General features: G+C 41.7%; 24 protein-coding genes. 21 read left to right on the top strand and 3 right to left on the bottom strand.

All coding sequences use genetic code 11. The features are described from left to right. Positions 1 to 2: 2 nt before the first annotated feature. From fni to J2Z37_RS16940, 8 genes are all read left to right on the top strand, one after another. Entirely contained in the window at positions 3 to 1,055 is a 1,053-nt protein-coding gene (gene fni / locus J2Z37_RS16975; protein WP_209811485.1) for a type 2 isopentenyl-diphosphate Delta-isomerase, read from the top strand. A gap of 353 nt (positions 1,056 to 1,408) precedes the next feature. After that, positions 1,409 to 2,182, top strand: a complete 774-nt coding sequence (locus J2Z37_RS16970; RefSeq protein WP_342453848.1) for an enoyl-CoA hydratase/isomerase family protein — start codon at positions 1,409 to 1,411, stop codon at positions 2,180 to 2,182. Between the two features lie 132 nt (positions 2,183 to 2,314). Beyond that, the gene (locus J2Z37_RS16965) at positions 2,315 to 3,124 is read left to right on the top strand and encodes a YfkD family protein (RefSeq protein ID WP_209811484.1); all 810 of its coding nucleotides are present in this window, start codon (positions 2,315 to 2,317) and stop codon (positions 3,122 to 3,124) included. 239 nt (positions 3,125 to 3,363) lie between these two features. Next, on the top strand, positions 3,364 to 3,984 hold the full coding sequence (locus J2Z37_RS16960) for a YphA family membrane protein (protein ID WP_209811483.1): 621 nt from the start codon (positions 3,364 to 3,366) through the stop codon (positions 3,982 to 3,984). Between the two features lie 72 nt (positions 3,985 to 4,056). Continuing rightward, positions 4,057 to 5,376, top strand: a complete 1,320-nt coding sequence (gene der, locus J2Z37_RS16955) for a ribosome biogenesis GTPase Der (protein WP_209811482.1) — start codon at positions 4,057 to 4,059, stop codon at positions 5,374 to 5,376. Positions 5,377 to 5,398: 22 nt separating this feature from the next. Next, positions 5,399 to 5,992, top strand: a complete 594-nt coding sequence (gene plsY / locus J2Z37_RS16950; RefSeq protein ID WP_209811567.1) for a glycerol-3-phosphate 1-O-acyltransferase PlsY — start codon at positions 5,399 to 5,401, stop codon at positions 5,990 to 5,992. Between the two features lie 30 nt (positions 5,993 to 6,022). Beyond that, positions 6,023 to 7,039 (top strand): NAD(P)H-dependent glycerol-3-phosphate dehydrogenase, encoded by a 1,017-nt coding sequence (locus J2Z37_RS16945; protein ID WP_209811481.1) that lies wholly within the window; start codon positions 6,023 to 6,025, stop codon positions 7,037 to 7,039. 50 nt (positions 7,040 to 7,089) lie between these two features. Then, positions 7,090 to 7,371 carry a stage VI sporulation protein F gene (locus J2Z37_RS16940; protein ID WP_209811480.1) on the top strand — a complete coding sequence of 94 codons (282 nt, stop codon included), beginning with the start codon at positions 7,090 to 7,092 and terminating at the stop codon, positions 7,369 to 7,371. Between the two features lie 166 nt (positions 7,372 to 7,537). Here J2Z37_RS16940 and J2Z37_RS16935 read toward each other — a convergent pair whose 3' ends face one another. Then, entirely contained in the window at positions 7,538 to 7,951 is a 414-nt protein-coding gene (locus J2Z37_RS16935; RefSeq protein WP_209811479.1) for a hypothetical protein, read from the bottom strand. A gap of 131 nt (positions 7,952 to 8,082) precedes the next feature. Here J2Z37_RS16935 and J2Z37_RS16930 point away from each other — a divergent pair, with 131 nt between their 5' ends. The 4 genes from J2Z37_RS16930 to spoIVA all read left to right on the top strand — a co-directional run bounded on the left by J2Z37_RS16930 (position 8,083) and on the right by spoIVA (position 11,107). Beyond that, positions 8,083 to 8,253, top strand: coding sequence for a DUF2768 family protein (locus J2Z37_RS16930; RefSeq protein ID WP_209811478.1), 171 nt, complete (start codon positions 8,083 to 8,085; stop codon positions 8,251 to 8,253). Then, the gene (locus J2Z37_RS16925; RefSeq protein WP_209811477.1) at positions 8,250 to 8,615 is read left to right on the top strand and encodes a 2Fe-2S iron-sulfur cluster-binding protein; all 366 of its coding nucleotides are present in this window, start codon (positions 8,250 to 8,252) and stop codon (positions 8,613 to 8,615) included. Before J2Z37_RS16930 ends, J2Z37_RS16925 begins: the two co-directional genes overlap by 4 nt. After that, on the top strand, positions 8,587 to 9,327 hold the full coding sequence (locus tag J2Z37_RS16920; protein ID WP_209811476.1) for a hypothetical protein: 741 nt from the start codon (positions 8,587 to 8,589) through the stop codon (positions 9,325 to 9,327). Before J2Z37_RS16925 ends, J2Z37_RS16920 begins: the two co-directional genes overlap by 29 nt. A gap of 301 nt (positions 9,328 to 9,628) precedes the next feature. Beyond that, entirely contained in the window at positions 9,629 to 11,107 is a 1,479-nt protein-coding gene (gene spoIVA, locus J2Z37_RS16915) for a stage IV sporulation protein A (RefSeq protein ID WP_209811475.1), read from the top strand. Positions 11,108 to 11,213: 106 nt separating this feature from the next. Here spoIVA and J2Z37_RS16910 read toward each other — a convergent pair whose 3' ends face one another. Continuing rightward, a complete protein-coding gene (locus J2Z37_RS16910; RefSeq protein WP_209811474.1) occupies positions 11,214 to 11,498 on the bottom strand; it encodes an HU family DNA-binding protein in 285 nt (94 codons plus the stop codon). A gap of 235 nt (positions 11,499 to 11,733) precedes the next feature. After that, positions 11,734 to 12,633, bottom strand: a complete 900-nt coding sequence (locus tag J2Z37_RS16905) for a COX15/CtaA family protein (RefSeq protein ID WP_209811473.1) — start codon at positions 12,631 to 12,633, stop codon at positions 11,734 to 11,736. Positions 12,634 to 12,872: 239 nt separating this feature from the next. On the opposite strand from J2Z37_RS16905, the gene folE reads away from it, so the two are divergent. From folE to J2Z37_RS16860, 9 genes are all read left to right on the top strand, one after another. Further along, positions 12,873 to 13,433, top strand: a complete 561-nt coding sequence (gene folE, locus J2Z37_RS16900) for a GTP cyclohydrolase I FolE (protein WP_209811472.1) — start codon at positions 12,873 to 12,875, stop codon at positions 13,431 to 13,433. A 114-nt stretch (positions 13,434 to 13,547) separates the two neighbouring features. Then, positions 13,548 to 13,787 carry a trp RNA-binding attenuation protein MtrB gene (mtrB, locus tag J2Z37_RS16895; RefSeq protein ID WP_245203875.1) on the top strand — a complete coding sequence of 80 codons (240 nt, stop codon included), beginning with the start codon at positions 13,548 to 13,550 and terminating at the stop codon, positions 13,785 to 13,787. A 133-nt stretch (positions 13,788 to 13,920) separates the two neighbouring features. Next, on the top strand, positions 13,921 to 14,445 hold the full coding sequence (locus J2Z37_RS16890; protein ID WP_209811471.1) for a hypothetical protein: 525 nt from the start codon (positions 13,921 to 13,923) through the stop codon (positions 14,443 to 14,445). A 97-nt stretch (positions 14,446 to 14,542) separates the two neighbouring features. Beyond that, on the top strand, positions 14,543 to 15,346 hold the full coding sequence (locus tag J2Z37_RS16885) for a heptaprenyl diphosphate synthase component 1 (protein WP_209811470.1): 804 nt from the start codon (positions 14,543 to 14,545) through the stop codon (positions 15,344 to 15,346). A gap of 12 nt (positions 15,347 to 15,358) precedes the next feature. Further along, complete coding sequence (locus J2Z37_RS16880) at positions 15,359 to 15,970, top strand: UbiX family flavin prenyltransferase (RefSeq protein WP_209811469.1); 612 nt, start codon at positions 15,359 to 15,361, stop codon at positions 15,968 to 15,970. Further along, the gene (locus J2Z37_RS16875) at positions 15,957 to 16,805 is read left to right on the top strand and encodes a menaquinone biosynthetic enzyme MqnA/MqnD family protein (RefSeq protein WP_209811468.1); all 849 of its coding nucleotides are present in this window, start codon (positions 15,957 to 15,959) and stop codon (positions 16,803 to 16,805) included. Before J2Z37_RS16880 ends, J2Z37_RS16875 begins: the two co-directional genes overlap by 14 nt. A gap of 10 nt (positions 16,806 to 16,815) precedes the next feature. Further along, a complete protein-coding gene (gene hepT, locus J2Z37_RS16870) occupies positions 16,816 to 17,775 on the top strand; it encodes a heptaprenyl diphosphate synthase component II (protein WP_209811467.1) in 960 nt (319 codons plus the stop codon). A 120-nt stretch (positions 17,776 to 17,895) separates the two neighbouring features. Further along, complete coding sequence (ndk, locus tag J2Z37_RS16865) at positions 17,896 to 18,342, top strand: nucleoside-diphosphate kinase (RefSeq protein WP_209811466.1); 447 nt, start codon at positions 17,896 to 17,898, stop codon at positions 18,340 to 18,342. Between the two features lie 133 nt (positions 18,343 to 18,475). Continuing rightward, the gene (locus J2Z37_RS16860; RefSeq protein ID WP_209811565.1) at positions 18,476 to 19,252 is read left to right on the top strand and encodes a CheR family methyltransferase; all 777 of its coding nucleotides are present in this window, start codon (positions 18,476 to 18,478) and stop codon (positions 19,250 to 19,252) included. Positions 19,253 to 19,257: the final 5 nt, after the last annotated feature.

Below are 19,257 nucleotides of genomic sequence, written 5' to 3'. Positions count from 1 at the left end.
TCATGGAAAGAACTTCACGGAAAAGAGAACATATTCAATATGCTATTGAAACTGGAATCAGCGGAAAGCATGGCTTCGAAGATGTGAAGTTCGTACACAATTGCATACCTGAATCTTCGATGGCAGATGTTTCGCTCTCTACATCAATCGGCGGACTTGATTTAAGTTCGCCGATTCTTATTAACGCTATGACAGGTGGAACAGGCGAGACCTACGAAATCAACAGAAGATTAGCCCTTCTGGCGGAAGGAGCAGGGCTGGCGATGGCTGTGGGTTCACAAATGGCTGCAATTAAAGAACCTTCCGTTCAGTCATCCTTCTCCGTGGTTCGCGAAGTAAACCCCAATGGGATTATCTTTGCAAATCTAGGGGCAGAAGCAACGACAGAACAAGCTCTAAGAGCAGTTGATATGATCCAAGCAGATGGTTTACAAATTCATCTTAATGTCATGCAGGAATTAATTATGCCTGAAGGGGACAGAGATTTTAGAGGGGTTTGTAAGCGGATCGAAGACATTGTTAAAATTGTTCATTGTCCAGTGTTTGTTAAAGAAGTGGGTTTTGGTATGTCGAAGAATGCTGCCCAACGTCTAGTTGACTTAGGTATTCAGGCCATTGACATCGGAGGGGCAGGAGGCACGAACTTTGCAGAAATTGAAAACAGACGTCGCATGATTCCACTTGAGATGTTAAACGATTGGGGTTTGACAACTGTGCAAAGCCTTCTTGAACTATCTTCCATAACCAAGGTAGACAAGGTTGCAACGGGTGGCATTACAAACGGATTGGAAATTGTCAAAGCGCTAGCCTTAGGTGCAACTTCGGTAGGTATGGCGGGATTTTTTCTTCGTCTGGTCAAAGATTTTGACCTTGAAGAGGGCCTTTCCGTTGTTTCTCGTATCCATGAGCAGGTTCGATTGATCATGACCGCACTAGGTGTTTCCAACATTTATACGATATCGGATGTCCCAGTGGTAATATCTGGTGATTCTTATCATTGGGCCGCCATGAGGGGCATTGATTGTACACATTTTAGTCAGAGAAATGAAAAATGACAGGAAAGAAAATTCCTGTCATTTTTATGTTTTCTAAGTTTAAAGGCATTCATCTAGCTTTTAATTGGTCGAACCTTCCCCCTCCATACTTTAATGAAAAAGTGACCATCTGCATTTTTCAGCAGTTTGATGCCTAATAGGCTAACTACCGTCGTGTAGAATGCCATCTTCACTGCCACCTCCTTCTTCCTTCCATCCTATGAAGCTTTTCGCCAGTCCTATTCGTATGTGTTTCAACATAATTTAAAAAATATGTAGAGAGGGGTTTAAGTGAATAATCACATGAATATATTGACTATTTTGAAATGTGTTGATAGCATGTAAATGTCGACAATCGACCCCTATAAAATGAGGTGAAGGATTTGAGGATTTTAATTAAGAGAATGCCCGATGGAAAGATTACCCTACAGGAAACTGCCAAGATTGCAATCGTTACGATCAATCGACCTGCCGCAAGGAACGCGTTAACATCAAATATGTGGAAGAAGTTAGCGAAGATTGGAAAGGAAGCCGGGTCCAATCCCAAGAACAAGGTCCTCATTCTTCGCGGAACGATAGGTCAGTTTACGGCCGGTGCAGATATTAAGGAATTTTGTGAGATGTCGTTGGAAGAAGCAGAGCAAGCCTTTGTAAACATGGAAGAAGCTATTTCCGTTTATGAAAGTTTACCGATTCCTGTGATTGCTGCGTTGGACGGTCCAGCTTTAGGGGCAGGATTTGTTCTGTCACTTGCATGTGACATCAGAGTAGGAACAAAGAACACCCGGATGGGAATTCCCGTGGGACGTCTGGGAATTACAGTCGGCCCCTCTTTTATGAGGAGAATCGTCCGCATAATCGGGGCTAGTCGGGCTAAGGAGATTGTGTATTTAAGCAAAATTTACAATGCGGAAGAAGCATACCAAAACGGACTGCTTAATCAGCTGATTGAGAATGAAAAATTGGATGATCATATTTTAAATCTGGCGGAAACGATTGTCAGTAACTCGGGGGCATCCTTGCGAGCCGTGAAAAAAGCGGTTGCCGCGTGTGAATGGAAGCAGAGTATACCTTGGAATTATGTGGATCCCATTGATTTTCCAGAAGGTTGTTTGGCCTTTGCTGAAAAGCGAAAACCAAACTTCTAATAGAATCTTATACAATATTTACTAATATTTTCCTCCACTGTTTTTTCCATAAGTGCTCATACTAAGACAAGAAAATCATCTCTTTGGGTAATAAACAGTTAAAAGCAGCAGGCAGCAGATGGAGGAGTTTTTATGAAAAAAGTTCTTTATGTTTCGATTGCCTTTTTGCTGATCTTATCTTTTGGGATCGGTCAAAGCCTTGTCGCGGATGCTTCCGCGGGAAAATTGAAAATCCCCGATTCAGTAAAGGATATCTCCAGGCAAAATACGTATCCAAACCCGGATATGGATCCGGAATATGTTCAGCCAAGCGCTTCAACCTTAGAACTATTTAGGACAACGGAATATGAAATCGAAAATCCCAACTTAATTCGTTTATTAAATGAAACAACCATCCAAACCTCCAAATTGGCTATCGGATTCAAGGCGAATATCTATTTGGGAAATTGGGCGCTTCATTATGATTCCAAGGAAACCTCAGTCAATTGGGAATATAAAGAAGCAAACAGCAACAAATATGATAATCGTGGTGGCAGGGAAACTATTGAATTAACATATGAGCAAAATGAGGAGTTCACTGCACACGGGGGGCTAACCACACAAGTAATGGCCGAAGATGAAGTGAAAAAATTAATGATTGCTGATGCTAAAGGAAAAACGGGATTGAATCTGGCATTTGAAAGTACAATTGGAAAAGGAACAAAATTAGACACGATCATGAGGGTGCCTCCTAAAAAAATTGGTTATCTTAATGCATTTATTCCAGCAGCTAGCGAAAGAGGAAACGTCCTTTACGGGGAAGTGTATCTTCACATTAAAGGAAATGAAAAGAAGTTGGTTATTAAGAACGTAACCCAAAAAGGAGTTGGGGCATGGATTCCCGTCCAAGATAAGTTGACGTTCAAATATTTCTTAACGGACCATCCAAAAATCAGCAGGTAACAGTGGGGTCAGACCCTAGCTGAAATTTGTCGAATACACTTAACAAAGTAGTTACACTCCCTTCGTATAGCCCGGAGGGACGTAACTTCTTTTTTGTTCGACAAATCACGGCTAGGGTCTGATATTTTTTATTGAGTCCGAGACAATTGTTCGTCCCAATGATTTTTCTTTCCTTTTTGAGGAATAATGAAAATAAAAACCTCGAAGGCTATAGAAGCGATAGAAGAAGGAGAATGGATATGGTTGCTGGAATAACAGGATTGATTATCAATTGGTTTTTATTTTTGTTTTTGATGTTGGGTGTGTTTGACCGCTTCCTTGAGCAACAGGGGATTCGCAAAGGAATCTTGGGATGGATTCTACTCTTTCTTTTAATTGGAGGGAATAGGGTTGTGGACCTGCCTATGCTCAGAAATTTCTCTGTCCTTTTTGCAGTGCTACAGATAATGGCTGTATATCTTTGGCTTAAGCAATCGGAGAAAAGCCGGATGCATTTGGTTTCGGCAGGATTTTTGATTGGGACTTGTTTGTTTTTTCTGCAGCTAGTCTTAAGATTGGATCCAGTTTTAATGATCTTTGAAGAAAGTTATATGATTGCTTCTTTAGCGGCTTTGCTGACGGTTATTGCTGCGAAAGGACCCACTCAGCAGTTTATTATCATCGTTTTCGGACTTTCATTAAATGAGGTAGGGTTTCAGTATTATATTTATGGAAAATCGGCACAGTTTTTCTTCGGATCGCCATCTTTCCTTGATTTGTGCTGGATAACTTTCAGTATGTTAATAATTGTACGCGGATTGTTTAGTTACGGAAAATGGATTACCGTCTTTCGCAGAAAAAAAGCGGAAACATCTGGTTGATTATGGGGTTTCCAATTGCAAGAATCCGGTAAATCGAGTAATATAAATCCTTGAAAGTGAGGTTGGATAAAGATGGCTAATCCAGTTGTAGCAATAGTGGGAAGACCAAATGTGGGGAAATCCACTCTTTTTAACCGAATTGTAGGTGAACGAATTTCGATTGTTGAAGATGTAGCGGGTGTTACAAGAGACCGCATTTACAGTAGTTCAGAATGGTTAGATCATCCATTTCATTTGATTGATACAGGTGGGATTGCCTATGATGATCAAGATGTTTTTCTTCAGCAAATCCGTTATCAAGCAGAACTCGCTATTGATGAAGCCGATGTCATTATTTTGGTTGTGGATGCCACAGCGGGAATCACTGCCGATGATGAAGAAGTGGCTAAGATGCTTTTTCGCTCCAAAAAACCAGTTGTCTTAGCAGTAAATAAAGCAGATAATCCAACCCGAATGAATGAACTATACGAATTTTATTCATTGGGTTTTGGAGAACCGATTGGGATCTCCAGTGCACATGGTTTGGGGATTGGGGATTTACTTGATGAAGTGATCAAACATTTCCCCGAGACCAAAGAAGAGGAATACGATGAAGATGTAATCAGGGTTTCGTTTATCGGCCGCCCTAATGTGGGGAAGTCTTCCCTTGTTAATGCGATTTTGGGGGAACAGCGAGTCATTGTTAGCGATGTGGCAGGCACGACGAGGGATGCGATCGATACCCAGCTGACCAGGGAGGGGCAGGACTTTGTCATTATTGATACGGCTGGTGTTCGCAAGCGCGGAAAAGTTTATGAATCCACAGAGAAGTATAGTGTACTTCGGGCTTTGCGGGCCATTGAACGTTCGGATGTCTGCCTGGTTGTTATTAATGCTGAAGAAGGGATCATTGAACAAGATAAAAAAATCGCTGGTTATTCCCATGAGGCAGGAAGGGCAGCAATTATTGTCGTGAATAAATGGGATGTATTGGCGAAGGACGATAAAACGTTCCAAACCTTCACCCAAAGTATTCGAGACCATTTCCAGTTTATGAGTTATGCACCGATCCTTTTTGTGTCGGCAAACACGAAGCAGCGGATTCAACAAATCCTCCCTAAAGTTCAAGAGGTTGCGGAACAGCATGCAATGAGAGTTTCCACAAGTGTCTTAAACGATATTATCCAGGAGGCAACGACAGTCACTCCGCCGCCTACAGACAAAGGGAGGAGGCTGCGGATTAATTATGCGACACAGGTTTCTGTGAAGCCACCGACCTTCGTTCTTTTTGTCAACGATGTTGAACTTATGCATTTTTCATATAGACGATATTTAGAGAATAAAATTAGAGAGGCGTTTCCGTTCGAAGGAACTCCACTGCGTATGATTGTTAGAAATAAAGCAGAAGATTAATGGGAGAAGGGAATCTGTAGTGATTAATTTTTTGTCCATTCTAGTGGGCTATTTATTAGGTTCTATTAGTTTTAGTTATCTTATTACAAAAAAAGTAGCGGGAATTGATATTCGTCAACATGGGAGCGGGAATGCAGGTGCAACCAATACTTTGAGGGTGATTGGAAAAGGACCCGCGATCTTGGTGCTTTTACTTGATGCTTTTAAAGGTGTTGCAGCTGTTCTAATCTTTGCCGGTCTGTCAGCAGGAGATCCAATGCCAACAGCCATGGCTGGATTGGGCGCAATTCTTGGGCATAATTGGCCCGTGTTTTTTGGATTTAAAGGGGGGAAAGGAGTGGCTACGACGATTGGTGTATTGGGCACGATCTCCTTTTTCCCAACCTTGTATTCTGTGTTGACGGCCATCGTCCTCATTGCAATTACGAGGTACGTATCTCTTGGCTCCCTTATTTTATTGGTGATGATCCCGGTTTTTATGTACTTTAGACATGATCCATCATCTTATATTATCCTGGGGATTATTGTTGCCATCTTGGGGATCTATCGACACCGGGAGAATGTGAAGCGATTGTTAAATGGGACAGAGCGGAAGCTTGGAAGCAAAAAATCGTAATGCCTGAGGTGGAAGAAAGGTGGGGGAACATTGCGAGTTGGTATAGTTGGCTCAGGGAGTTGGGGAACAGCACTAGCAATCGTTCTGGCAGATAATGCGCATCAAGTAGAGATCTGGGCCAGACGATCGGAACAGGCAGATGAAATAAACAGGAATCATACCAATGAAGAATACTTACCGGGCATTCAACTTCCAGATACAATCAAGGCTTCAAGTAAACTGGAACAGGTTGTCGAAGGAAAAGAGATGATCCTATTTGTTGTCCCCTCCCATAGCATTCGTCAAGTGGCTCGACAGGTGAGCGGGTACATACCACAAGAGGCCCTGATTATTCATGCCATTAAAGGGTTAGAACTAGAAACTCATAAACGGATTTCGGAAATTCTACTGGAGGAACTCCCGGTTCCACTTCATGAAAGAATTGCCGTTCTCTCCGGCCCCAGTCATGCAGAAGAAGTAAGCAAAAGGTCGCCAACAACCGTTGTTGTTGCTTCAAACTCCATCAAAACCGCTGAGGAGGCACAAGATGCGCTGATCAATCAACATTTTCGTGTTTATACTAATCCGGATGTCGTGGGGTTAGAAATTGGTGGTGCATTAAAAAATATTATTGCCCTTGGTGCAGGAATTTCAGATGGACTACAGTTTGGAGATAATGCAAAGGCTGCCTTAATGACGAGAGGCTTGGCGGAGATTAGTCGGTTAGGGGTTTATATGGGTGCCAACCCACTAACTTTTTCTGGCTTAGCAGGTGTGGGAGATCTCATTGTGACATGTACAAGCAAGCATAGTCGCAATTGGAGAGCAGGAAATATGCTTGGACAAGGTCATTCCCTGCAGGAGGTTTTATCTGTGATGGGGATGGTAGTTGAAGGGGTAAAAACAACCAAGGCATCGTATGAACTGTCCTTCCAATGTGGGATTGAAATGCCCATTACGCAGCAATTATATCAAGTCCTATTTGAAAATAAGGAACCTCGTAAAGCAGTAGAGGATCTGATGGGGCGACTGAAGACACATGAGATGGAGGAAGTAGCACATAATTAATGTCCCCCTCATAAGATAGTCTAGAACCTACTTACGAGGAGGACTTCGTTATGTCAAAAGGTTTTTCCAAGAAGCTGCTGGAAAAGTTGCAGAAGAAAACCAATACAAAGGTAGATGCTAAGCAACTTGAAGTGTTTGCAAGTAAGGTGAATAAAGATGATCTTTCTGATGAAGGAAGAATGCTGCAGTTAATTCGACAACTTTCTAAAATGGCAAATGTGCAGCTGGATAAAGAAAAAGAAGAAAAAATCATCAAGTACTTGCGAAACAATGATATCAAACAGGCTGATATGAAAACTGTGTTATCTCTTTTGAATAAAAAACTTGATTAGAGAAACTTACCCAAGCTATCCAAGATTGGGCTTTAAAGGATGTTACAGTCATTGATTCGTCCACATAGACTATATTGGGTTTCAATAAATGCAGCCTTTAACAGGCTAGGATACAGTCAGAAGGGGTAACAGTTGAACTGTTACCCCTTTTTTTTGTGCGGAAATGTTATTCCCGCTTTTTTTTAGAGGAAGCCGGACTCGGTTCATCTTCCTCCGCCATCGTTTCAATTAAAGCCTGCACCAAGGGAGATTGAAGAAGATCCATGACCTGCTTAAAATCAATATTTTGGAAAGACTTCAGTAAATTACTTTGCGTTTTGTTCCCTCTGCCTACTTTTTGTTTGCCAAACCTCTCCATGGTGTCCAATACGGTATATAAGGTGTCCATTGTTGTTTCAATTTGCTGTAATTGCTCACGGGCTTCTCTAAATTGATCCTTTATTTTTTGCAAGGAAATCTTCATATTTTTTGTTTCCTGTTTGGGAGTGATGATTTCAACCGCGGGCTTTGGTTTACGTGCGGCAACGTTTCTCTTCTTTGGTCCCGAAAAAGCAGGATTTCTCCAATGTCTATAGTCCATAATGGTGCTCCCCTCGAATGCATTTACCACTATATTATTCAATTGGCCTAGGATGGTGCGTTTTGGTATAATAGGACATGGACTGTGAAAAAATAGTATTTTAATCTTGAAATTAAAAGGATTGTGAGTTTATGGATAAAGAAATGTCATCTTTAGTGGCGATCTTATTAATGTTTATCGCCAACTTTACGATTATGTTTGCCCGCCGAAAATTAACCGGTATACCAAAATTCCTTGTATCGGCCTTTGCTTTTCTACTTTTGATCCCATCCTTTCTTTTAATCCTAGTTGTCCTGTTATGAAGATTAAAATTCTGTTTCAACCAAGAGGGAAATGGGTCACAGCAAGAAGTGGTGATAATCTTTTGCAAACAGCCTTAAAAAATAGAATTCCGATTCGACACCGCTGCGGTGGAAATGGATCTTGTACAACATGTAAGGTGATGATTTTGTCAAAGGATGCTCTGATTTCAGACCCATCCACATCAGAAATCCGTTTAGTTGGGGAAGAAGCGCTTTGTTCGGGGTATCGCTTAGCCTGTCAAACAAGGATCTATGGAAATACAGAAGTATCTATCCCGGAGGAAAAATGGAAAGCTGTCGTAAAAGAAAAGATACAACAACAAGGTGGAAATCATGAAAAGAAAGAAAATGAGAAAGATTAGATTACTGATACTTGGTGTAACCATGCTGTCAATCCTTTTCGTTAGTGGATGCATGTACCCTAAGGAAAGACTGATGGAGAACCAACTACCGCTCATGGAACAGGTATCCATGGTACAAGCCGCGATCGATGAATTTCACGAGGCAACAAAAGTGCTCCCTATTTTAACTAAAGAGGCAGATACACCGATTTTTGAAAAATATGTGATTGATTTCTCTGGGCTCGTTCCACGTTATATGCCCTATGTGCCAGGAGGAGCCTTTGAACAGGGTGGGCCCTATTTGTTCGTCTTAACGGATGTGGAAACCAATCCAACCGTACGATTGTTGGATTTAAGAGTCGTGGATACTGTGTCCACTGTACAATCCCGTGTTTCCTATTATTATCAAAAGAATAACAGCTTGCCCGTTGAGGGGGTCATTAGGCCTGGCTACTTTACCATCAATTTCAGTCAAATTGGGATAGGAAAACAAGCGCAAACGATTGAGAGTCCAATTTCTGGGAAGCAACTGCCGATTATTATGTCTTCAACGGGTCAGGTTGGAGTTGATTACACGGAGGATTTAGAACTCGTTTTAAAGAATAACAATTTGCAGGCGGCTTCATTTGAGGATGTACGGGAGATCATCCCGCAAAATTCGATTTATGTCCCGGTTAAATCATTTTATTATGACTCAATAAATGGGAAAGTGTCCTTGGCGCCGTTTAAATAGAAGTTGAAATAGAATAAGAGAATCTTCTATCGAAGCCGATTCGAAGAAGATGTATCCATCCTTAGAAGAAGTAAATACTTTCCTATGCGGAATGTCATATTTGCAGAGGCCTGTACATAAGAATCAAGTATAGGTAATGCGTGACGATGGATGAAGAGCGATTGCCTGTGGGTCGCTCTTTTTTTTGTAAAAAGAAAACATCTTAGCATAACAGAATTTCTGAATCATATATTTATAGTGTCCTAATTTGTATGAAGTGTCACTTATGATTAGTTGCAATTAAAGAAGGGGAGGTATCCAAGTGGAACGAGTAGATATCTTTAAAGACATTGCTGAAAGAACGGGAGGGGACATATACATAGGTGTGGTTGGTCCTGTTCGAACAGGCAAGTCGACATTTATTAAGCGTTTTATGGAATTAGTTGTTCTTCCTCACATCCAATCTGAAGCAGATCGCGTCCGAGCAAAAGATGAGTTGCCGCAAAGTGCCGCTGGGCGGACGATTATGACCACAGAACCGAAATTCGTTCCGAATCAGGCTGTGGAAATTCAAGTGGCTGAAGGATTAAAGATTAACGTTAGATTAGTCGATTGTGTAGGATACGCTGTGCAAGGAGCAAAAGGGTACGAGGACGAGAATGGACCAAGAATGATCAATACCCCTTGGTATGATGAGCCGATTCCTTTTGAGGAAGCCGCCGAGATGGGCACCAGGAAGGTTGTCCAAGACCACTCCACTTTAGGTGTTGTGCTCACAACCGATGGATCGATTGCTGAAATTCCACGCGAAGGTTACATTGAGGCCGAAGAAAGAGTCGTTGCAGAATTAAAAGAAGTAGGCAAACCTTTTATTATTGTAATCAACTCGATCTATCCGAACCGCAAAGAAACTCAGGATCTTCGCGCTGAATTAATTGAAAAATATGATGTACCTGTTCTTGTGATGAGCGTTGATGAGATGGTTGAGTCCGATGTAATGAATACATTGAGGGAAGTTTTATTTGAGTTCCCGGTCCATGAAGTGAATGTGAACTTGCCTAGCTGGGTGATGGTGCTTCATGAAGACCATTGGCTGCGCCAAAGCTATGAAGAGAGCGTCAGAGAAACGGTCAAGGAAATCCGTCGCCTGCGCGATGTGGATCGTGTGGTAGGTCAATTCGATGTCTTCGATTTCATTGAGCGAGCCTCCTTATCTGATATGAATATGGGGCAAGGGATAGCGGAAATTGATCTATATGCGCCAGATCATCTCTATGATCAGGTGCTGATGGAGGTAGTAGGGGTTGAAATCAGAGGAAAGGATCATCTGCTGCAATTAATGCAGGATTTTGCCCACGCCAAACGGGAATACGACCGCGTTGCCGTGGCGCTGAATATGGTCCGGCAGACAGGTTATGGGATTGCCCCTCCATCTATTCAGGAGATGTCCTTGGATGAGCCAGAAATTATTCGCCAAGGCAGCCGGTTTGGCGTAAGGTTAAAAGCAACCGCGCCATCCATTCATATGATCCGTGTCGATGTTGAATCAGAGTTCTCGCCAATTATTGGAACTGAGAAACAGAGTGAGGAATTGGTTCGCTATCTGATGCAAGACTTTGAGGATGATCCATTAAGCATCTGGAATTCTGATATCTTTGGACGCTCCCTTAATTCTATCGTAAACGAAGGCATTTCCGCCAAACTTGGCATGATGCCGGAAAACGCACGTTACAAGCTACAGGAAACTCTACAGCGAATCATTAATGAGGGATCGGGTGGGTTAATAGCCATTATACTTTAAACAAATAAAGGACCGCTAGCTCACAAGCGGTCCTTTATTATGTATAACTTCTATTTGTAAAAATGCTGCTTTAGTTTAATAATAGCGATACCGTATGGCCTGTCGCTTACGCTTCTCCGCCACCAATAGCATCCTTAAGGGATTTACCAGGTTTAAAGGCAGGAATCTTGCTAGCAGCAATTTCAATTTCTTCACCCGTTTGTGGGTTGCGGCCTTTCCGAGCTGCTCTTTCACGCACTTCGAAGTTACCAAAACCGATGAGTTGAACTTTCTCCCCGTTCTTAAGAGCACTTTCGATAGCGTCAAAAACGGCATCAACCGCTTTAGTAGCATCCTTCTTTGTTAATTCTGCTGATTCAGCAACGTAAGCAACTAATTCTGTTTTATTCATCATTTCACCTCCTCCCAATGAGTTGGTATTATTCATCTTTGTTAACCAGAATGGTTAATTTTATACCTATTTCCTTGAATTTCATATTTCGTAACATGCTTTATATTAATATAGAAAAAGCTGAAGTTCAAGGCTTTTTGTATATAAAATACGCCAAATCTCCACATTTTACGGCATTTTTCTCGAGACAGAACATAAAAAGAACCGGGCTTAGCCCGATTCTCATCCTAAGTTTCTACCGATTAAGACTAGCGACCCTTGTTTCGTTCGTTTTCATCTCATCTTTGCTTTGCTTCCTTGCCAAGGTTTGAAAACACATAAAGCACAGGATCCCAAACAAAAAGGAAATAATCATATTATGCAGAAGGGCAGGAAACAATTGTAATTGAGTCCAAACAACAACGGCACCGCTTAACACCTGAGCCACGGCAAGTACTAGGGAGAGCAGACCGCCAAAATAGAGATCCTTTCGGTTGCGGCAGTGGCGAGATATCTCTATATACAGCCAGCATACAGATAAAAGGAAAATCAAGGCCGCCAGACGATGGATAAATTGAATCCCGGAAGGACCTGTAAAACCAGGAAACCATTGCCCATTACAATCGGGCCAGGTCGAACAGCCCAATCCTGAAGAGCTGTGGCGGACATAGGCCCCCAGATAAACAACGACATAGGAGTAAATGGTGATCGACCAAATTCCAATTTTTATTTTTGGTGGGATTGGTGCAGTTGACGTCGCTGCTAGGCGATGCCCATCGAAAATTAAAATGGTCAGCAGTAAGATACAGGCAAAGGCTGCTAACGAAAATCCAAAATGCAGGGCAAGCACTGCGTCTGACTGTGGCCAAACGACAGCGGCAGCTCCAAGTAACGCTTGCAGCACGGTGAAGAACATTCCACCGAAGGCAAAACCTTTGACCCCTGATTTATGTCCTTGCTTGTACCACGCCCAAATTCCTTGTGTGAAAACTAAAATACCCACAATCCCAGAAACTAAACGGTGACTATACTCAATTAATGATTCCAAATTAGCCAAAGGGGCAAATTTCCCATGGCAAAGCGGCCAGGAACTGCCACAGCCATCCCCTGAACCTGTTTTTGTCACAATAGCTCCCATAATGAGCACAACAAACATTCCAATAGTGCTCCATATAGAAACCCATTTCAATCCCCTATCCATTTTTGTTACCCTCTTTCTTTGTCTTCTACGTCGTTAGCTAAATGTATTTAGTTGGGCTCTACACTTTATCTGATTACACACAAAAATATACTCTTTCGCAAATACCCATTTAAGTATACACTAGCATAAACTATTTTGCATTTATTGTAGTCCAATGCTATGATTAAATTTGTTTGGAGTAGGAGGCGAAAATAATGGTAGACCATGAAAAAATACAGCAGGCAGTCCGTATGATCCTTGAGGCTGTTGGTGAAGATCCCGACCGAGAGGGATTGGCGGAGACGCCTGCAAGAGTGGCGAGAATGTATGAAGAAATATTCCAAGGTTTAAAGATAGATCCTAGAGAATATTTCTCAGTAATATTTAGTGAAGACCATGAAGAACTCGTACTTGTAAAAGATATTCCTTTTTATTCCACTTGTGAGCATCATTTAGTACCATTTTTCGGTCATGCGCATGTGGCTTATATTCCGAAGGGTGGAAGAGTTACAGGATTGAGTAAGCTGGCCCGTGCTGTTGATATGGTAGCCAAAAGACCACAGCTACAGGAACGGATTACTTCTTTGGTGGCTGACACGATCATGGGGGAATTGGAACCACACGGTGTCGTTGTCGTCGTCGAAGCGGAACATATGTGTATGACTATGCGGGGAGTAAAAAAGCCAGGAGCAAAAACAATCACCTCTGCTGTCAGGGGATGTTTTGTTGATGATGCAGCAGCAAGAGCTGAAGTGTTTAGCCTGATCAAAGGATAAGGAATGCTTTTCCTTTCATTTGCAAAGGCTCATTTTTTGCATCATGAAACTGCTAATTTCTGGTATACTAATAATTAAAATCATGATGAAAGTGAAGCCAGGGGGGAAGGGCAAATGAGTAATAATGAAGGGTATCCAATGCAAACGGAATTCTTTGTGATCAAGGCAAAGGAAAACGGGGTTAGTGTGATTGGAATGACAAGAGGGGAATCAACGCGTTTCCATCATTCAGAAAAATTGGACAAGGGTGAAGTGATGATTGCCCAATTTACCGAACATACTTCTGCTGTCAAAATCAGGGGCAAGGCCATTATCCAGACACGACATGGAATCATTGACACGACGGAAGAATAGGAAACTACTAGAAGGAGCAGGCGGCGGTGCCTGCTTTTTTCCCGCATTGGGAAGGGAAAAAGTATTCCCGTGTGGACGGTCATACATGGTCGCCCGGTCTCGTACAATGAAGTAAGAGAGGGGTGAATCCTGGATGGTTTTCACACGGAATATGTTTGCTGCACTGATTTTATCTACTTTATTAGCAATCATGCTCTCGATCTTTTTTCAAGGGAGCATGCAAAAAAATGAAATGCTACAGCCAGTTTTTAAAATTTCCCAACCTATCGTTTTAGATCAGACGAATCTCGTTGACATAATGACACAAGTAAATTCGCAAATGGCGATTACTCGGGTCCAATGGCAAAACCATAATCTTTCTGTTGATTACAAGGTGACAGCGGACAAACCCGTCTATGTCAATGATATTTACGATGAGCTCTATCAATCTGTCTATACGGCTTATCTCTTAACAAGCAATGTACAGGGGCTTTATGTGCGTGTCCTCTATGAAGAAAAGGGAAATGAGGAAGTTCTTATAGCTTTGTCAGCAGAAAGATCCAACCAGTTGCTGGAGGAGTTATCCTCAGTATCTGCAGAAAAGGATAAAAAGGCCTTGCTTCACAAATTAACCAATATATCCTTTGGTGTCCTCTGGCAAGAAAAGATTCAAAAATGAGCTTAAAAATTTATCTTAATAAAGATATAATAATCCATAGTCAATTTTTCATTCGGTGTGCTATACTTTAGGCATTGTTTAACTTGGGGGATCGGTAATGAATTTTTTTAAAAGTCAATTCCACGGAGAGATCTCAGACATCATAAATGAAATAAAAAAACAAGCGGAAAATGAGTTTGTTCAGCAGTACGTGGATATCCCTCCCGTCCCACTTGTACGGTTGCAGGTTCTTTTTTTGTTTTTACTGGATTCTAATGTCACTGTGGAGAATATTAAAAAGTATGCAGTACCTACTCTGCTTATCCAAATCGGACTGGATTGCCATGAGAAGGTTTCTTTAACCACATATCGTGATTTGAATCAGATTCGCTCCCGGCAATTAGCTGTGCTAGCAGGGGATTTTTATAGCAGCAAGTACTATTATCTGCTATCACAAATTGAAGACATTGAACTAGTTCGAAGCCTTGCTGACAGTATTCTTAAAATAAACGAAGTGAAGACGGAGGTTTACACTTCTTTATCAAAGCTTAGTGCGGATCAGTTATTAGCTTTGTTGAATACGATTGATTCGGGATTATATCTTTCTTTTCTTTCCCGGTATGTTCAGGATGGAGGAAGGAATCTCTGGAGAAATATCATCATCAATTTTATTCGTGTAGAACGATTAACTGACGAACTTCTCTCTTTTCGCTGGGGGCAAATCGTCAAAATTCAGCTGTCCAAGCTCCTTGAGGATCGGACCATTCAAGAATCCTGTGCTTGGTTACAAGGACAAGCCTTAGAATTGCTTGATGAGATTGCCACTCAAGTTAACCAGCTCGAGCAACCCCGGGTCCAGGGGGAATTGCAGAACATGGTTGACGCTTTTCGGCAGCAGTTAAAAAGTCAAGTTTTTGGGTAAGATGGTGAGGTAATGAGGAAGATTTTCACGGTTGGAATTACCGGCGCAAGTGGCGCAGTATATGGGGTTCGTTTAACACAGGAACTTCTAAAGCAAGATCATAAGGTTCATCTTGTGGTCACGGAGGCCGGTTGGCAAGTCTTTAAAGAAGAACTGGAATGGGATACGACAGATCGAAACAGGGTAATCGAAACCTATTTCCGACAAACTAAAACAGGGGAGCTGCACTATCACCATTTACGTGATTTTTCAGCTCCTATTGCTAGTGGTTCTTATCGGTTAGATGCGATGATTATTATCCCATGTTCAATGGGCACCTTAAGTGGGATTGCCCACGGTGCATCAGGGAATTTGCTCGAGAGGTCAGCGGATGTCATGCTTAAGGAAGGCAAGAAGCTAGTATTAGTGCCAAGAGAAACACCTCTTAATTCCATTCATTTGGAAAATATGTTAAAACTTTCACGCATTGGCGCAAAGCTTTTGCCTGCCGTTCCGGGATTTTATCAGAAGCCAAAAACGCTAGACGATTTGGTGGATTTTGTTGTGGGGAAGGCTATGGATATGCTAGAACTTCCGCATTCGTTATTTCAACGTTGGGGGGAACATCAGAATGGAGAAAGTTAGGATAGGGAAAATCGCTTATACAAATATACTTCCGGTTTTTTATTTTTTTAGAGAAAAAGAGTTTGCTGATCGGGCAGAATTCATACATAAAGTTCCTGCAGAACTCAATCGTCTCCTTGCCAAAGGGGAACTTGATTTGGGACCCGTATCTTCGTTTGCTTACGGGGAACAGGCAGACAATTGTGTAGTACTTTCCGATCTGTCTGTCAGTGCAAAAGGACCTGTCGGCTCGATTTTTTTATTTACGAAAACACCTTTGGAAACTCTAGAAGAGCCCCTTATAGCCCTCACAAGTTCTTCAGCTACCTCCGTCAATTTACTAAAAATAATATTGGAAAAGTTTTATCGATTACGTCCGCAATACATGACAATGACACCTGTTTTAGACGAAATGATGGCTAAGGCAGACGCTTGCTTGTTAATTGGGGATGATGCACTGTCTGCAAAATTAAGGAATCCAAGCTATTATATTTACGATTTGGGCGAATTATGGTATAAACAAACAGGGATGTGGATGACTTTCGCCTTGTGGACCGTGAGAAAGGAATTAGCAGAACAGCGGCCATCCTTGCTTAAGGACATTCACCTTGAATTTTTACGAGCGAAAGAGCTTGGAAACGTCAAGATTGATGATATTATTAAAGCAGTACAAAAAGACTTCGGCGGTGATTATCCTTTCTGGAAAGCATACTTTGCCGGGTTATGTCATGATTTTGACAACGAGCAAAAACGTGGCATCGAATATTACTACCGCTGTGCAGCAGAATTAGGGCTTTTACCAAGAGCTGTTGAAGTTGCTGTATGGGGAGCAAATGATAAAGTTAAATTAACTTAAGGTGGACCATATGAAGTTGGCTGAAATTTATTTGCAAATGCGATCTGATATGAATTTTATAGAAAAAGAACTGGAGAAATCGATTACAACCAAGCATGGGTTGCTTCGTGAGGCTGCAAGTCACCTAATGAAAGCAGGGGGAAAAAGGATTCGCCCTGTTTTCGTTTTGCTAGCCGGGAAATTGGGGACCTATGATTTAGAGCGTTTAAAAAATGTGGCTGTTGCGCTTGAATTAATTCACATGGCCACCTTGGTTCACGACGATGTTATCGATGATGCTGAGAAACGGAGAGGACAGTTAACAGTTAAGGCGAAATGGGATAACCGGATTGCTATGTATACAGGTGATTATATCCTTGCTGAAGGTCTGAGAACAGTCACCGAACTTGGTATGCCAAGGATACATAAAATATTGTCCAAGGCTATTGTACAAGTGTGCGTGGGGGAAGTAGAGCAAATTCGTGATTTTCACAACTGGAATCAAAACTTGAGACGGTATTTGCATCGGATTAAGCGAAAAACTGCCCTACTAATTGCCATCAGTTGTCAATTGGGAGCGATTGCAGCTGGTGCAACGGAACAAGTTGTACGAGCAATGTACAATTATGGATATCATGTCGGAATGGCCTTTCAAATTACGGATGATATTCTCGATTTTGTCGGCGACGAAAAAAAGTTGGGCAAACCCTCCGGGAATGATCTGCGCCAAGGAAATATTACCCTCCCGGCTATTTACTGTTATCATGATGTGAAATCAGCCGAGCAACTACAGTACCTGTTACGTTCAGAAAACCACGGAATGGACAAGGCGATCGAATATATCCGCCAAAGTGACGGTATTCATTATGCCCAATGTTTGGCAGATAAATATTTGAAAAAGGCGTTGTCCTGGTTGGATGATCTTCCAGATACATCGAGCAGGGCAACTTTGTATGATCTAGCGAATTTTATTGGTAAGAGGCAGTATTAGTGTTATTCGTCAGATCATTTATTTCAGTTGCATTTGCATAGAAAAGTTTGGTAAAATCACATTCGGAATAAGTTGCCCAGTTATTTGGGCTATTACATAAAAGGAAAAGAGGTATTATCGATGGCAGTTGAGAGAACCTTTATTATGATTAAGCCTGACGGGGTACAGCGAAATTTGGTCGGGGACATTGTTTCCCGCTTTGAAAAGAAAGGATTTAAGCTTGTTGGCGGAATCCTAATGAGTGTCAGCCAAGATTTGGCTGAGCAGCACTATGCTGAACATAAGGAAAGACCATTCTTTGGAGAATTGGTTAGCTTTATTACCTCAAGCCCTGTTTTTGCTATGGTTTGGGAAGGAGAAAATGTAATTGCAACTGCACGTAACATGATGGGTAAAACAAACCCAGCTGATGCAGCACCAGGAACTATTCGTGGAGACTACGGAATTAGCGTAGGAATGAACATCATCCACGGTTCCGATTCCCCAGAAAGTGCACAACGTGAAATGGCCCTTTGGTTTAAAGAAGATCTTACCGATTACGACAAAACGGTTAATAAATGGATCTAATAAAAAAAGAGCGTCCTTCAGTAATTGAGGGATGCCTTTTTTTATTTCTAAGAAGGAATACCTGTATCCCACATCGAACTTAATAAAGATAGATTTAGACATATTTATACGGATGGGGTACGAAGAGAAGCCTATGGTTGACCAAGATTTTATCCAATTTATTGGGAATGTGAAGCGCAAGACTGGCATTGATTTGCTTTTGTACAAGGAAGCTCAAATGAAGCGCCGTTTAACCTCACTTAGGTTGAAAAGGGGCTATTCGAGCTTTGCGCAGTATTTTGATGCGATGAATCAGGATCAAGAGCTTTATTATGAATTTCTTGATCGGATGACGATAAATGTTTCGGAGTTTTTCCGCAATCCGGGCAGGTGGGATGTATTAAATAATAAGATCTTACCTCGGCTTCTAAGAGAAAAGGGACGGGTGAAATCCTGGAGCGCGGCCTGTTCAACAGGAGAAGAACCATATACCCTTGCTTTGATTATGCTTAGATCTTTAAACCTGAAGGATTTGCAAATTACTGCTACGGATATCGATGAAGGGGCACTGGCAAAAGCTAAACTTGGGCTTTATTCGGATCGTTCTCTGCAGGATTGTCCGAAAGACCTGCTGTCCAAGTATTTTACCAAGGAAGGCACCACTTATCGTGTTTCTGAGGAGATTAAACGCGCGATTAATTTTAAGAAACATAACTTATTGGCAGATCCTTTTGAGACAAATTATGATTTAATCATCTGTCGCAACGTGATGATCTATTTTACGGAAGAGGCAAAGCATATACTGTACCAAAAATTTAGTCAGGCCCTACGCCCGGGTGGTGTTTTATTTGTGGGAAGTACAGAACAAATTTTTCACCCACAAAAATATCAGTTTGAAGCAGAAGATACCTTTTTTTACAAAAAAATATAAATCCT

This window comes from Ammoniphilus resinae (assembly GCF_017873965.1).
Classification (GTDB): Bacteria; Bacillota; Bacilli; order Aneurinibacillales; family RAOX-1; genus Ammoniphilus_A; species Ammoniphilus_A resinae.
This window is presented reverse-complemented; position numbering and strand designations above follow the sequence as displayed.